Below are 15,044 nucleotides of genomic sequence, written 5' to 3' on the forward strand. Positions count from 1 at the left end.
AAATTTTTCTTGTTTCCCCCCTTTACAAGGGGGGATTAAGGGGGGTAACAATTCGATTAAAATCACAACATATCACTTTTCAAACAACCTCTTAGCCTGCGATAAAATAAAAATACATAGATGACCTTCGCGGATTATTCACCCTACCCTTACAAAAAGATTTACTTTATCCAAACTCTTTCTGTCTCGGTGGGTAAAGATTAACATATTTGTGGGCAGAGGCAATATTTCGTCAAACGCGAAAAACCCTTTGGCTGTCTACTTTGAATCCTATTGAGCGCCAGTGAAATTTATCTGCGTGTCGTGATTTAAGACCATTACCTGCTAGTGTTATAAATTAGCACAGACTATACTATAGACAATTTACCAAAAACTCTTTCCAGTTTTAAAATCAGAGGTATCAATGATTATAACTAATTTTAGCAAACATAGAAATGAATTTAAGGAAACTAAAGTACTCAAAACTAAACCGCATTGGCAAGGGCAAAATTTGAGCGATACTGGTGTCAAAGGTAAAGATACTAAAAAGATGCAAGATACTGCATCTGATAGTTCGATTTTCAATAGGTTCAATCGTGGTCGAGTTGCTATTTTTATTGATGGCTTAAACCTATTTCATACAGCTTTACAACTCGGCATAGAAATTGACTATGTTAAATTGCTTTGTCATTTAACCAATGGTTCAAGACTGTTACGTGCTTTCTTCTATACTGGGGTTGATATCAGCAATGAAAAACAACAGGGTTTTCTATTGTGGATGCGTCGTAATGGTTATCGTGTCGTAGCAAAAGAGCTTGTTCTGCCACCAGAGAATTTCAAAAAATCAAATCTGAACGTAGAAATTGCTGTAGATATGATCACTTTAGCTCCTTATTATGATACTGCGGTTTTAGTCAGTGGGGATGGCGATTTAGCCTATGCTGTGAATGCTGTCAGTAGAATGGGAGTTCGAGTGGAAGTGGTCAGTCTGCAAACGTCCACTAGTGAAAGCTTGATTGATGTTGCTGACTGCTTCATTGACCTTGATAGTATTAAAGCACACATTCAAAAAGATTCTCATCTTGGCTATAGTTATCGCACGTCGTCAAATTCAAACCTTTAATTTGCGTATTTTGTTCGGTCTTAATTGAAATGGATATTTTAATAGTTGAAGATGAACCAGAAATTGCTCATTTAATCGAACTCTCTTTAGAAAAAGAAGGATTTTTTTGTCGCACTAGCCGCGATGGGATGAATGCTTTGCGGATGTTTCAGGAGCAATCACCTGATTTAATCATCCTAGATTTAATGATTCCTGGTTTGGATGGGTTAGAAGTTTGTGCTAGAATTCGCCAGAAACCAGGTGCAAAAGATCCTTACATTTTGATGCTCACGGCTAAGGGTGAGGAAATCGATCGCGTCATTGGTCTTTCTACTGGTGCTGATGATTACATGGTAAAACCCTTTAGCCCCAGAGAGTTGGTAGCTAGGGTACGGGCACTATTGCGGCGTAGTCTCCGCCAAGGGGGACAAAATCAAGTCAATCGTACCCAACACTTTATTGTCGATGTAGATCAGCGCACTGCTAGTCGTCAGCTGAATTCTCAGGAAGTTGAAATTTTGGATTTAACTACCCTAGAATTTAATTTGCTAACCACCTTTGTCAGCAATCCTGGTCGAGTTTGGAACCGCACTCAACTAATTGATAAACTTTGGGGAGATAACTTTTTTGGCGATGAACGAGTGGTGGATACTCATGTAGCTCGGTTGCGAAAAAAGATTGAGCCTGATCCGGCAAATCCGACTTTTATTAAAACTGTTGTTGGGGTTGGCTATAAATTTGAAGATTCTCTGGTAGCATAAATGTTATGAAGATGGGGCTGAGAGGGCGCCTATTTTTCTCCCACTTAGTAGTAATGCTCGTAGGGGTAGCTAGTCTGGTAAGCATCAGCAAAATCTCTTCTCCTCGCTTCTTCGTCTTGCATTTGGAACGATTAGAAAATCAGGGGTTCGACTTAATCGATGTCCGTACTGAATTGGTTGCAGGATTTGAACTTGCTTGGCAGCGAAGCACTATTTGGTCAGTCTTAGTCGGTACCACCGCCGCCGGAGGATTGAGTTACTGGGTGTCCACACGGATTATGCAGCGATTGACGGAGATGGAACAAATCACCCAAAAATTCGCTGCTGGTCAGATGGATGCGCGATTACCTGTGTCTGACATTCCCGAACTCAGTGGACTGAGTACTAGTTTTAACCGGATGGCAGCTAGTTTAGAAGGGGTGGAAGCGCGGCGGCGAGAAGTGATTGGAGACATGACACATGAGCTACGAACACCGTTAACAGTGGTGCGCGGTTACTTGGAAGAACTGGCTGATGGGGAAATTGAAGCGTCTCCTGAAATTTATCGGCGTTTAGCTAGAGAAACTAGGCGTTTAGAGCGGTTGGTGAACGATTTACAAGAACTGTCTAAAGCGGAAGCTGGTTATCTGCCAATTAATATCCAACGGGTAAATCTGCGTCCGTTGTTAGAGTCATTAGTGGAGAAATTTACTGACCAACTGTTAGAAGATGGGCCAGTTCTGCTCTTACGATGTCCATCTGTGCTACCTTCTGTATTGGCAGATATTGACCGCACAGAACAGGTGTTGGTTAATCTGCTAGGTAATGCAGTGCATTATACTAATGAAGGTTCAATTACGATTGATGTTGGGACTGAAGCTTCTCTTCTCTGGATTGCGGTTATAGATACAGGTATTGGTATTGCTCCAGAAAATTTGCCCCATGTGTTTGAGCGTTTCTGGCGAGCTGATCAATCGCGCGATCGCCATTCGGGAGGCACTGGTATTGGCTTAACTATTTCCCATCGTTTGATTGAACTACAAGGCGGTCAGATTCAGGTAGAAAGCGAATTGGGAGTTGGTAGTACGTTTCGGTTTTTTGTGCCTTTGGCTTGAATTGAGTCAAAACCTTTGAGATACAAGGGATTGACACAAGCTAGTCACGGCTGTGTCATACCCAATTGCTAAGTTGAAAGTATCCAAAATCTTGTTTTTTGATGGATGTCGAGATTTTGGAAATGCATATAGTATAACATTATGTCTACTTTTATTCTGGCTGTTTTTTTGGTTAGTTTAGTCAGTCTTTCGGGTTACGCTGCGATCGCCTACCTGTTCCCTCGAAATGGTTCCCAAGACTGACTAAATAACAATTCAAAATTCAAAAATAGGAATTTTGATTGATTGCAATGTAGTGTGATACAAACCGTTTCAATCTCTAATAGGGATTTTGATGGATTGCAATCAGCAGCCAAAGCAATGGGAGCAAGAGCGGCGTTTCAATCCCTAATAGGGATTTTGATGGATTGCAATTCTGGGCAGTAATGGAATGGCACGAGTATAAATTAGTTTCAATCCCTAATAGGGATTTTGATGGATTGCAATTCCAATACACCCAGCGCAGGCGAGGCAGTTATTGCAAGTCTCAATCCCTAATAGGGATTTTGATGGATTGCAATTTAAAAAGGCTTACATAAAGCTGGGAGATTAACTGGTCTCAATCCCTAATAGGGATTTTGATGGATTGCAATTACCAAGTAAACTGTATTTAGTTTACCATATATATTGTCTCAATCCCTAATAGGGATTTTGATGGATTGCAATTTAAGCTAAACCACACGCTGGTTTTTTGTCGGCTAGTCTCAATCCCTAATAGGGATTTTGATGGATTGCAATTTAGTAAGTTACTATTAGAATTAGTCATATAGTTAGTCTCAATCCCTAATAGGGATTTTGATGGATTGCAATCGCGGGAGCCTGAAAGCCCACCTATATTTAGTTTTCAAGGTGCGGTTGCGCGTTTCAAGAGTAATCATAGCATTAGAGAATTCGTTTGGGAAGAGTGTCGGGAAAAATTGAAGGCTAAAACCCAATTTTTGTAAGCATTTCAGAGATTGCGCGGATGACAATTGGGCGGTTAGTGGGGTGAAATGCTTGCTGGGGTTGAGATAGAGGCGCTTTTTTAGGGCTGTGGATTTTGTACACCTACCTCTCCGCGCAACAATTGGGATTAAAATCGCTGACCTGTAGTAACTTCAAATCTAACTTCTCCTTGGTCGCTAATTCCGAAGTCGCCTCGAATCAGCCCAAAGGGTGACTTGACTCGCAATCCTAAGCCGTAACCAAAGCCACTTCCAGGTTTGTCTCGCAGCACTCCTGGTTCTCCTAGCACGGTGTCGCTAGACCCGAAATCTGAGGCGAAGTCAGTAAAGAAAACTCCTCCGATTGACTGAAAAATTGGGAACCGATATTCTACCGAAGCTAAACCATAACTCCGACCACTGGCAACTTTACCATATCCGTAACCCCTGACAGAATCTAGTCCGCCAATATTAAAGGCATCAGCTGGTGGAAAGTCCCCAATAGTTGTACCAATTTGTAAATTAATCGCCAACATTTCTGGATTATCAGTTGGTCTACCCTTACCTATCCAACTGACTGGGAAATACTTAATATAGTCTCCCCGTAGGCGGTTGCTGGAAATATTGCCCAGTCCAATGGGAATCGCTTGTTCTGTGCTGAGGGTGAGGATTGATCCTTGAGTGGGATTGTCTCGGCGATCGCGTTGATCTTTGGATACAGCAAATGATATTGTAAATAGATCATCAATGCCAGTACCGCTTACAGATAGGGGACTCCCAAAGCTATCGACCTGTGCAACGTTATATTCGTGATCGCGTAGGCTAATTCTGGTATAGTTGAGTGCCACTGATGTATCCCAATCATCAAAAGCTCCTAAAACTCCCACAGAACCGCCAAATCTTCCCTCCCGTACTCTGTCGCCGTTAGCTAATCTGATATCTTCGTTGAAGGTTCCCGATATATCTCGACGACGAAAAGCTCTAATGCTATAGCCTAAGCGGTTTGGTTCTTCACGACGATAAGGGCTAGTGAATTGACCATTAAACTGGACATCTTTAGTGCTTATCTGCACAAGTGTATCTAATTTATCGTTAAAACCACTCACATTTGCATCTTTATAACCTACTCGACCGTATAGCCCAACATCATCGTTATTACCGCCTCCTAAGAGTAGAGAAGGGAAGCTACGCTCTTTGATTTGATAGATGATATTAACGCTAGAAACATCTTCTTCAGGGTAAACATTGACTTGATCAAATGACTCTAATCTTCTCAATCGTTGCAAATCTGCTTCAAGTAAATCTTTACGAAATACCTGTCCAGGTTTGAGTCTCAGCAGACCCATGATAAAATCTTTCTGAGTACGCCCTTTAATCGGTTGACCTTTGTCATCGCGCCATTCGCCTTTTTGATTAATAAAACGAATCTGGATATCTTTGACAACTTTCTGAGAAAATTCCATCACCTGGGTATCTACTGAAATCGCTCGTACATAATCACCATATTTGGCATACCCTCCCTTTATCTGGATTGTAGCCTCTGGTGTCACAATACCACCAGCGCTATCCTGAGTAGAAGATTGCAAGTCTGCAAGGGCTTCCCGATTTTCCGTACCCACTAACATTAGTGCGATCGCAATTACAATTATTTTAACTAGCATATTGAAAATCCCTTAGTCTTAGCTTACGACATAGAAGTTGCGCTGCTGCCAGGAGAAGGCATAGTCTGGGAAATAGAACCAATCCCCGAAAATTATGATCGAGAAATACTTAGATTTTAAGCTCTTGTTTGGCTTTTTTATAGATAATTACAGTGGAGCATTATTTATTAAATCCATTTACATATAAAAAGCCATGAAAAAAAAACCTAAACCACAAATGCGTATCTGGGCGATGTTGTGTCATTTCTCGGCTTTGTTAGGATGGATATTATTGTTTCTTTTGGTATTTATTGGTATCCCTTTATATTTACCTTTAAATCTTTTAGCTCCTCTGATGATTTGGCGATTTAAAAAAGCACAATATCCTTGGATTGATTTTCAAGGAAAGGAATCCTTGAATTTTCAAATTACTTGGACATTATATACTTTAATTTTCATGGTAATCTCCTTCTTTGTAGTATTAACTAGTTTTAGCTTGGCAGCAACTATTCATCGTTCAGTTTATCAAGTAAAAATAATTATAGATACTTTATTAATTGTGTTCATGTCATTAATTCTATTAGTCCTAATAGTCCAATCATTTGTAGTGACTTTTGCTGCTATTAAAGCTTACAAGGGTCAGCATTATCGTTACCCTTTGACCATTAGAGTTTTGCGATAAAAAATGATTAGGATTTTGAAAAAATCAGGCAATCAAAAAAATTATTCGCTAGGAAGTTTGATACAAATAAAGACTCGGATATATTAGATATGATAGATGAAATGATATTATTAAGTAAATAGTAACTTGTATAAATATGGGAGTAAACAATGATATGATTGGAATTGCGATCGCCGGGACTGGATTTGGTCAAAAAGTCCACATTCCTGGATTCGAAGCACATCCTCAAACTGAGGTAGTTGCTGTTTATCACCGAGATATAAATAAAGCTAAAGCCATAGCAGAAGCCCATAATATTCCCTACGCTGACGATTCACTTACAAATATTGTGGGATTACCAGAAGTGCAAGCAGTCAGCATTTCAACACCGCCATTTCTGCACTATGAAATGGCAAAAACCGTACTGCAAGCTGGGAAACATTTATTACTAGAAAAACCGACAACTTTAAATGCAGTTGAGGCTAAAGAACTTTATCAGTTAGCTAAAGCCAAAGGCGTGATTGCAACTGTAGATTTTGAATTTCGGTTTGTACCAGCATGGCAGTTGTTTGCTGAATTATTGTCAGAAGATTATGTGGGTAAGCTGCGCCTAATTAAAATTGATTGGTTAGGTTCTTCTCGTGCTGATAGTTCACGCCCTTGGAATTGGTATTCTGACAAGGATAGAGGAGGCGGTGCATTAGGTTCTTTGGGTTCCCACGCTTTCGATTATATTTACTGGTTATTCGGGCCAGTCCGCCGATTAACCGCCCATTTAACTACTGCTATTCCCACACGAGTTGACCCTGTTAGTGGGGAATCCAAGCCAGTGGATAGCGATGACAATTGTATATTAACGCTGGAATTAGCAGATGGTACACCTTGCCAACTTTCTATAAGTGCGGTTGTTCATGCAGCAAGAACCCATTGGGTAGAAGTATATGGCGATCGCGGTACATTAATAGTGGGCAGTGAAAATCAAAAAGATTATATACATGGTTTTCGTGTTTGGGGTTCCCAGTCAGGTAAACCTCTGACGGAAATAGAAATACCAAATCGGTTAATTTTTCCGAAAAATTATACTGATGGGCGCATTTGTGCATTTATCCGCGTAGTAGACCAATGGCTGCAAGGAATTAACCGTAATCAGGAAATTACACCATCGCTGCGAGAAGGAATTTATTCTCAGTTGTTGATGGATTTATCTCATGAATCTCATAAAAAAGCAAGTTGGGTAGATGTACCGAGTTTGTCAGGATTTCTTAGCAACTAGAAACCAAATGAGCAAAACTCCCCGCATTCGTATCCCGCCGGAAGTAAAGAAATATGTTTTTCAACGTGACAAATACCAATGCCAAAGTTGCGGTAAAACTACTGTAGAAATTAACCTCAGCATTGATCATATCATTCCACTTTCCCGTGGCGGTCAAAATGATATCAGTAATTTACAAACTCTGTGTTTAAGCTGCAATCAGCAGAAAACAGACAATATTGATCCCCGCTTCCGGCGCCATTTTGATTTATAACGTTTTTCGTGTGGATGCAATACAGACCTAACCCCTAACCCCCTTCCAGACGCTCTAAGGGGGAAAATTCAAAGTCTCTCTCCTTTTAGGCTACGGTGTACGCAGAAGTCTGAAACAGTGTAATCACCTGGGTTTAGGCGTAAATATGACCCCTCCCTAACCCTCCCCTTGTAAAGGGGAGGGAACCAGATTTCTTATTTCCCCCCTTTATAAGGGGGGTAATTCATAAAAGCCAAGGCGAATAGAATTCGCGGCTACACAAACTCTCGTCCGCCTCCGCGGAAAGCATGAAAAATTGAGGATTTGAAACCCACGGAGGTGAGTTTTGTCTGTATAGACGCCCTTTCTAACCGCCCTTTTAACTCTTATCCCAACTGATTTGAAATCATGCTGACATCAACGGCTAACTTTTTGCCCAACTTGAGCAACTGAAGACACTGATTATCTGCCTGATTCGCAAAGTTAGTCACACACACCGGCGCTATCTGACTTTGCAGACAACTAAAGTATAGTTCTTGCGATCGCTGTAGGGAAATGTCAATATTTAGTTGATCCCCGACATCAATCAACCGTTCCAATAGTTGGATATCTGCATTAAAACTACCATTGGCATCGTGCAATAATTGCCAGAGCGATCGCGCAATTAATTGTTCTAACATCTGCTTCCCGTCGGGAATATTCAGATGACAACGCAGATGTTTTGCTTCCGTAGCGATCGCCTCTAATTCTAAGATGTGATTCCAACTCTTTTGGGGATCAGCAATATCTTGCTGAAGCGATCGCAATGTCATCAAACAGCGATGCCCTAAAGCAATATCTGCTGCAACCTGCAATTCTTGTGGTACTGCTAGTTCGTCTCGATGAAACGCCATCAGCACACCATAATTATCGCGGTACGCTTGGGTATACAACTGTCCTAAACGTGTCAATGTTTCCTGACTAAGCAGCCCCATAATCCGATGGCGTTCTTCAGCAAATAGATTTTGCAAGCTGAAAGCTTCTTCCCCAAATAGCTGTGTCATCACCAAGATAGAATGAGCCGCACTAGCTTGTTGCAATCCTCCAAACAGCTTTTCTTTTAATTGGCTGTAGTTACGCCGCCCAGTAAATTGTTGAATGCAGCAGTGGAAATCCCAGCCTCCCAAATGCAGAACCGCAAATACCAAATGCTCGCTTTCCCAAGTAATCTCTGATACCAGCTTTAAATTTCCCACAGCCAGAGTTAGCGATCCCATCCGTTGCAGTTGGTAATCTAACTCATTGGCGGCGTAGCAATAAACCCGCTTCTGGTAATGCTGAGACTGTTTGTCAGCAGCATCTTTTTTCGACAAAGAATTGTGCGTCTCTGCTGGTTTCTGATTACTAAACAGGGAAGTAATGGCGTAATGGGCTGCTACTTGCTTAAAGCCAAGTTGGGCAGTTAGCACTAGTTGCCGATAAATTTCGCCACCGTGTTTGAACTGATCTACATTACTGGGGGCTAAACCAAGACGTTTGACGAAGCCTTTTTCTAACTGCACACCTGCTACATCCCCAGCCAATTCCAAAGCACGGGCGGCATAGCGCAAAATTTGCGTCCCCTCTGGACGGGAAATTTCTTCAAAAAACCAACCGCAACTAGTGAACATCAACAAAGCGTGACGCTGCATTTCCAATAGGCGTAAAGCGTCTACTTGTTCGGCAGCTGTTAGTTTGTGAGTTTGATGACGGGAGAGAAAACGGTTAACATTGGCAGCAGAGCGATCGCGCATTACTTGGATATATTCATCTCTTGCTAGCCAGGGATCACGAAATAACTGCCCACCATATTCTTCATATACCTCAGTTAGCTGATCCCGCAGCCAATTTAAAGCATTCCGCAAAGGACGACGCCATTTCTGATGCCAAACACCGCCTTCGCCACCGCAACCACAATCATCTTCCCATCTGCCGACACCGTGGGCGCAACTCCAGGCTGTGACTGATTTCAATTCCACTTCCCAATCGGGAGAATTTAAGCTGAGGTAGTGGGCGAAGTTCGTCACCTTCCAACCCTGTTGGGGAAACTCTTTAGTAAAGGCGTAGGCTAAAGTTTTCTCAGTTCCCTTTTTGTGGTGTCCAAAGGTTTCCCCATCTGTCGCCACAGAAATCAACTGGGCTGGACGATGATCCCCACGCACTGCTGAACCGATACGTCCGGCAAAGTGACTGGAATTATAAACGACATCACTAAAACCCATGTCCCGCGATATCGGTCCATCGTAGAAGAAGATATCAATATAGGGTTTGTCATTTGTCATTTGTCCTTGGTCATTTGTTTCCTTTGACTCTTGACTATCTTTCAAATAACAACGATAGGGACGGGTAGAATCTATCTGACCACCACCGACTTCGATCCATTCAGGATGGGAATGATCTGGAGTGGGCAGGGGACGACAACGTAGTGCTTGAGAGGGTGCAAGGATAATGAAGCGAATACCTTCAGCAACAAGAGCTTCTAGGGTGGCGTAGTCTACAGCAGTTTCCGCTAGCCACATACCTTCGGGATCGCGTCCAAAGCGGGAGCGGAAATCTTCTATACCCCAGCGAATTTGGGTATATTTATCGCGTTCGTTCGCCAGAGGCATGATAATGTGATTGTATACTTGCGCGATCGCATTCCCGTGACCATGCAAGCGATCGCTACTTTTCCTATCCGCCTCTAAAATTCGCTGATAAACCTCCACATCGTAGCGTTCTAGCCACGACATCAGCGTTGCCCCAATATTAAAACTAAAATACTCATAATTGTTGACGATCTCCACCACTTCGCCTTGGTCATTTAAGACTCTGGCAAAGGCATTCGGGCGATAGCATTCCCAATGAATCCGCTCATTCCAGTCATGGAACGGCGCAGCGCTTGGTTGGCGTTCAATTGCGTCCAGATAAGGGTTTTCCCTTGGTGGCTGGTAAAAATGACCATGCACCGTCACATAAACACCATTAGCCTTTCTCAAGGGATCGGTTTCTTTGGTGTTATGGGGATCTGAATCTAATGTTAACGTTGAGCCAGAGCTAGCTGGCATTTGGGCAGCAGAAGTCATGTATATTTATCCAAAAACAAAAAACTTGCAGTTGCACCGAAAACGTTGTATGTAAACCTTTCTACAATGGTTTTCACACAAAATCCGTTATAAACAACAACTATGGAATCTAACCAAATTTTTGACAAAGCGGTTTGATTGTAGGGGGAAATCTGCGTTATTGCACAGCCCTTTCCCTGAAGGCTCAAAGTAATTAGCCATTGACCAAAGCCTTAGTTAGGGGTTTTCTCTTCTTGGGCGCCAATCAAAATTTTAATTGTCTTTTAATTAATTAAACCCCATTTCTGGTGTAAAGTTTTGGCTCAAATTCATACTTTTGCAACAAAAGATTACAAAAACTCATTATATCGCAATCTTATTTTACACATATCCGCAGCAGTTGAACTGAAAACAGTAAAATTTCTGAATTAGTCTACAGACGGTTGAGAGTATCCTATGGGAGTAATCAGTGCTGAGTTGTAGGGGCAATACCCTGCGGAAAGCTAAAGCTACATGAATTGCCCCTACAACTCTCCGATCAGATACCCTCAACTCAAGACAACAAATGTCAACTAAAAATATTATTCTTCTCGTTTTACTACTGTTTATCCCGGTTTCACTCGCAGCCCACTTTCTGGAGTGGGGAGAATTGATCGTTTTCATTACAGCTGGATTAGCAATTTTGCCCTTAGCAGCTTGGATGGGTACAGCCACCGAAGAAATTGCTATCGTAGTCGGGCCATCATTGGGGGGCTTGTTAAACGCCACCTTTGGTAATGCGACAGAACTAATCATCGCCCTAATAGCGCTGAACGCTGGGTTAATAGATGTAGTCAAAGCTAGTATCACGGGATCGATTATTAGCAACTTACTACTGGTGATGGGTTTTTCCATGTTTTTGGGAGGACTACGCTACAAAGAGCAGATATTTCAGCCAATTGTGGCGCGGGTGAATGCTGCTTCGATGAATTTGGCGGTGGTTGCCCTTTTGATGCCAACGGCGATGAATTACACCTCTCAAGGAATTAACGAACAAACACTGCAAAATTTTTCTATTGCTGTTGCCGTAGTATTAATCTTAGTTTATGGGCTAACGCTGCTATTTTCGATGAAAACCCACTCCTATTTATATGATGTGGGTGTAGCGGAGATCGAAGGAGAGGAAATCTCTCATGCTAAACCCAATATGGCGTTGTGGATTGGCGTGCTGCTAGGATGTACCTTACTAGTGGCAATTGAGTCAGAAATGCTAGTTGATTCTCTGGAGGTAGCCACATCTCAGCTAGGTTTGACAGCGCTGTTTACAGGGGTGATTTTGGTTCCCATCATCGGTAACGCGGCTGAACACGCCACAGCAGTCACCGTGGCGATGAAAGATAAGATGGATCTTTCCCTTTCGGTAGCTGTGGGATCAAGTATGCAGATTGCACTATTTGTCGCGCCCGTCTTAGTTATAGCAGGGCGGATATTAGGACAACCAATGGATTTGGATTTTAAACCCTTTGAATTAGTCGCGGTGGTTGTGTCAGTGTTGATTGCAAACAGTATTAGTTCCGATGGTAGATCGAATTGGCTCGAAGGCACTTTGTTATTAGCTACCTATACAGTGTTGGGGTTCGCCTTCTACTTTCATCCAGTTATGGATGCTGTACGGTAAGCTGCTACGTAGTGCGATCGCTTAATCGTTAAACTATGAGCGATCGCTCTTGATTATGGGTAAATTTCTCCAGCGTTTTCAGCTAGCCTTTCTGATAATTGGCGAATCGAAATACCCTTTTGCCTGAGACAGGAGAAAATAGAAATATATAAGAGCGATCGCCTGTATGAGCTACTGCCTTAATCCCCATTGTCCCAAGCCTAAAAATCCTGATGATCTCAAGTTTTGCCAGACTTGCGGTTCCAAGTTACTCCTCAAAGAACGTTACCGTGCGATCAAACCAATCGGACAAGGTGGTTTTGGCAAAACCTTCTTAGCTGTGGATGAGGATAAACCCTCAAAACCACGCTGCGTAATTAAGCAATTTTATCCCCAAGCCCAAGGTACTAACACTCTGGCAAAAGCCGTAGAGTTATTTAACCAAGAAGCGGTGCAGTTAGATCAATTGGGCAAACATCCCCAAATTCCCGAACTACTGGCATATTTTACCCAAGAAGATCGGCAGTATCTTGTCCAAGAATTTATCGACGGGCAAAACTTAGCGCAGGAATTAGCACATCAAGGGGCTTTTAGTGAAACGCAAATCTGGCAATTACTAAATGATTTATTATCAGTATTACAATTTTGTCACGCCAGACACGTAATTCACCGCGATATTAAGCCAGAAAATATTATTTTACGTAGCAGCGATAGTAAATTAGTTTTAGTAGATTTTGGGGCTGCTAAATCTGCCACAAGCGCCGCCTTAAATCAAACTGGTACTAGTATTGGTAGTCCAGAATATGTTGCACCTGAGCAAATGAGAGGTAGGGCTGTTTTTGCCAGCGATATTTATAGTTTGGGTGCGACTTGTATTAATTTATTAACTGTGCGATCGCCCTTCGATTCCTATGATACCAACAACGGTATATGGGTTTGGCAGCAATATTTGCAAACTCCTATTAGTAATCAGTTAAGTCACATTCTCAACAAAATGCTAGAAAGTATCCCGATTCGGCGTTATCAAACAGTAGATGAAGTTCTCAAAGACTTAAATAAACAGTCACAAGTAGCAGCCACGCCAGCAATATCAGCAAAAGCTATCCCTCAATCACCACCCAATTTTCCACCCACTTTTGTATCGAAATCTCCTAGTCAAGTTGAGAAAGAATTAGAGGAAATGAAAACCCAATTTTTGGGTAGCAGCAAACCTCAACCAAATAAAATACAGCCACCAAATCCAATATCTCAGCCTTATAGTAAAAGCAAAATAGATGAAGAATTAGAAGAATTAAAAGCCAAATACCTTGGGAAGAATAACACGCCAAATCAATGAGAAAACCAGATATCAAAAGCCTCTATTACATCACACACATTGAAAATCTGCCCTCAATACTTCAAAGAGGTATTCTATCCCACAAAGCAGTTGAGGAGTTAGGTGTTTCATATACACCAATCTACGATAGTGGGATTATTAGCAAGCGTAAAGACAAGTCTACGCCTGCAAGGAGTAGTTTGTGGGAGTACGCTAACTTATACTTTCAGCCACGTAACCCAATGATGTATCGGGTGGTTCATGAAAAGGACAAAAGAGATATTGCTGTTGTTGGAGTCAAACCGGATGTACTTGAAGCAGCAGGAGGACTAATTACAGATGGAAATGCTGCCAATGATCCAACTAAGTTTTTTGCTATTAAAGAAGGAAGAGAAATACTTCAGAAACAATGGAAAATTATTCAAAATGAGTGGTGGAATGATCTTGATGGTTCTAAACGAAAAATAATGGCTGAGTGCTTGGTTCCTGAGCAAATCAGCCCAGAACTTGTTCATTCAGTTTTTGTCGTAGACTATAAGGCTAAAGAGCGAGTCGAAACAATTATAGGTTCGGCTAAAATACCTGTTGTTCCTGAACCAAATATGTTTTTCCAACCCAAATCTGCTGCCCGTATCGGGACTAATATTTCCTTGATTGATGGGGATATGTTTTTTTCAAATATGCAAACGCTGACGATTAGTGTTAATCTTCAAGGCATAATGGGCAAAGGATTAGCATCACGGGCAAAATATCAGTTTCCTGACGTATATGTAGTTTATCAAGATGCTTGCCGGAATCAACAGCTTACTGCCACAAAACCCTATCTCTATAAACGGGAAGCTTCTTTAGATCAAGAACTAGCTGATCTTAGTCTTCCGCTTGTGTCCTCCAATGCTGTAAAGTGGTTCTTGTCGTTTGCTACTAAAAGACAATGGCGAGAAAACTCTCGTATAGAAGACATTGAAGGTGGCTTAGACTGGGTTAAAAAGAATTGTCATGATATTGGTATTCAGTCTTTGGCAATGCCAGCTTTGGGTTGTGGTTTAGGCAACTTAAATTGGGCTGAAGTCGGGCCGCTAATGTGTCGTTATTTGCATAATATAGGAATTCAGGTTGCGATTTATCTTCCACGGGAACATCAAATTGATTCTAAATACTTAACTAATGATTACTTGCTAAATCGCTCTTGATTCGCACGTTGCCGTAGTCGCCTAATTACCGTCTGTTCGCTCATTTTTTGACTGACATCGACTCGAATTTGATAAGGGTTTTAACTTTTGTAGGGAATTTATCATCTCCGTTTTTATTCACACCTGATAGTTCAAAG

At 41.8% G+C, this 15,044-nt stretch carries 11 protein-coding genes and 1 CRISPR repeat array; of the genes, 9 read left to right on the forward strand and 2 right to left on the reverse strand.

Going from position 1 to position 15,044, the window contains the following annotated elements:
* Positions 1–403: 403 nt before the first annotated feature.
* Genes V7K15_RS17660 through V7K15_RS17670 form a run of 3 tightly spaced genes read left to right on the forward strand, consistent with a single transcriptional unit; the run spans position 404 to position 2,936 of the window.
* Positions 404–1,102, forward strand: a complete 699-nt coding sequence (locus V7K15_RS17660; RefSeq protein WP_334907161.1) for a LabA-like NYN domain-containing protein — start codon at positions 404–406, stop codon at positions 1,100–1,102.
* A 29-nt stretch (positions 1,103–1,131) separates the two neighbouring features.
* Complete coding sequence (locus V7K15_RS17665) at positions 1,132–1,842, forward strand: response regulator transcription factor (RefSeq protein ID WP_334907163.1); 711 nt, start codon at positions 1,132–1,134, stop codon at positions 1,840–1,842.
* Between the two features lie 5 nt (positions 1,843–1,847).
* On the forward strand, positions 1,848–2,936 hold the full coding sequence (locus tag V7K15_RS17670; protein ID WP_334907165.1) for a sensor histidine kinase: 1,089 nt from the start codon (positions 1,848–1,850) through the stop codon (positions 2,934–2,936).
* 309 nt (positions 2,937–3,245) lie between these two features.
* Positions 3,246–3,786: a CRISPR direct-repeat array (repeat unit 38 nt; unit sequence GTCTCAATCCCTAATAGGGATTTTGATGGATTGCAATT).
* Between the two features lie 261 nt (positions 3,787–4,047).
* Here the strand turns inward: V7K15_RS17670 and V7K15_RS17675 are convergent.
* Entirely contained in the window at positions 4,048–5,559 is a 1,512-nt protein-coding gene (locus V7K15_RS17675; protein WP_334907167.1) for a BamA/TamA family outer membrane protein, read from the reverse strand.
* A gap of 193 nt (positions 5,560–5,752) precedes the next feature.
* Here V7K15_RS17675 and V7K15_RS17680 point away from each other — a divergent pair, with 193 nt between their 5' ends.
* From V7K15_RS17680 to V7K15_RS17690, 3 genes are all read left to right on the forward strand, one after another.
* The gene (locus V7K15_RS17680; protein WP_334907170.1) at positions 5,753–6,220 is read left to right on the forward strand and encodes a DUF4870 domain-containing protein; all 468 of its coding nucleotides are present in this window, start codon (positions 5,753–5,755) and stop codon (positions 6,218–6,220) included.
* A gap of 136 nt (positions 6,221–6,356) precedes the next feature.
* Entirely contained in the window at positions 6,357–7,472 is a 1,116-nt protein-coding gene (locus tag V7K15_RS17685) for a Gfo/Idh/MocA family protein (protein WP_442949688.1), read from the forward strand.
* Between the two features lie 7 nt (positions 7,473–7,479).
* Positions 7,480–7,725, forward strand: coding sequence for an HNH endonuclease (locus V7K15_RS17690; protein WP_334907172.1), 246 nt, complete (start codon positions 7,480–7,482; stop codon positions 7,723–7,725).
* Between the two features lie 365 nt (positions 7,726–8,090).
* Here the strand turns inward: V7K15_RS17690 and V7K15_RS17695 are convergent, their stop codons facing one another.
* Entirely contained in the window at positions 8,091–10,787 is a 2,697-nt protein-coding gene (locus tag V7K15_RS17695; protein WP_334907174.1) for a DUF3536 domain-containing protein, read from the reverse strand.
* Between the two features lie 496 nt (positions 10,788–11,283).
* On the opposite strand from V7K15_RS17695, the gene cax reads away from it, so the two are divergent.
* The 3 genes from cax (at position 11,284) to V7K15_RS17710 (ending at position 14,907) form a co-directional block, all read left to right on the forward strand.
* Positions 11,284–12,423, forward strand: coding sequence for a calcium/proton exchanger (cax, locus tag V7K15_RS17700; protein WP_334907239.1), 1,140 nt, complete (start codon positions 11,284–11,286; stop codon positions 12,421–12,423).
* Positions 12,424–12,589: 166 nt separating this feature from the next.
* Positions 12,590–13,738 carry a serine/threonine-protein kinase gene (locus V7K15_RS17705; protein ID WP_334907176.1) on the forward strand — a complete coding sequence of 383 codons (1,149 nt, stop codon included), beginning with the start codon at positions 12,590–12,592 and terminating at the stop codon, positions 13,736–13,738.
* The gene (locus V7K15_RS17710; protein WP_334907178.1) at positions 13,735–14,907 is read left to right on the forward strand and encodes a DarT ssDNA thymidine ADP-ribosyltransferase family protein; all 1,173 of its coding nucleotides are present in this window, start codon (positions 13,735–13,737) and stop codon (positions 14,905–14,907) included. Before V7K15_RS17705 ends, V7K15_RS17710 begins: the two co-directional genes overlap by 4 nt.
* Positions 14,908–15,044: the final 137 nt, after the last annotated feature.

The organism is Nostoc sp., assembly GCF_036919815.1.
In the GTDB taxonomy this organism is placed as follows: Bacteria; Cyanobacteriota; Cyanobacteriia; order Cyanobacteriales; family Nostocaceae; genus Nostoc.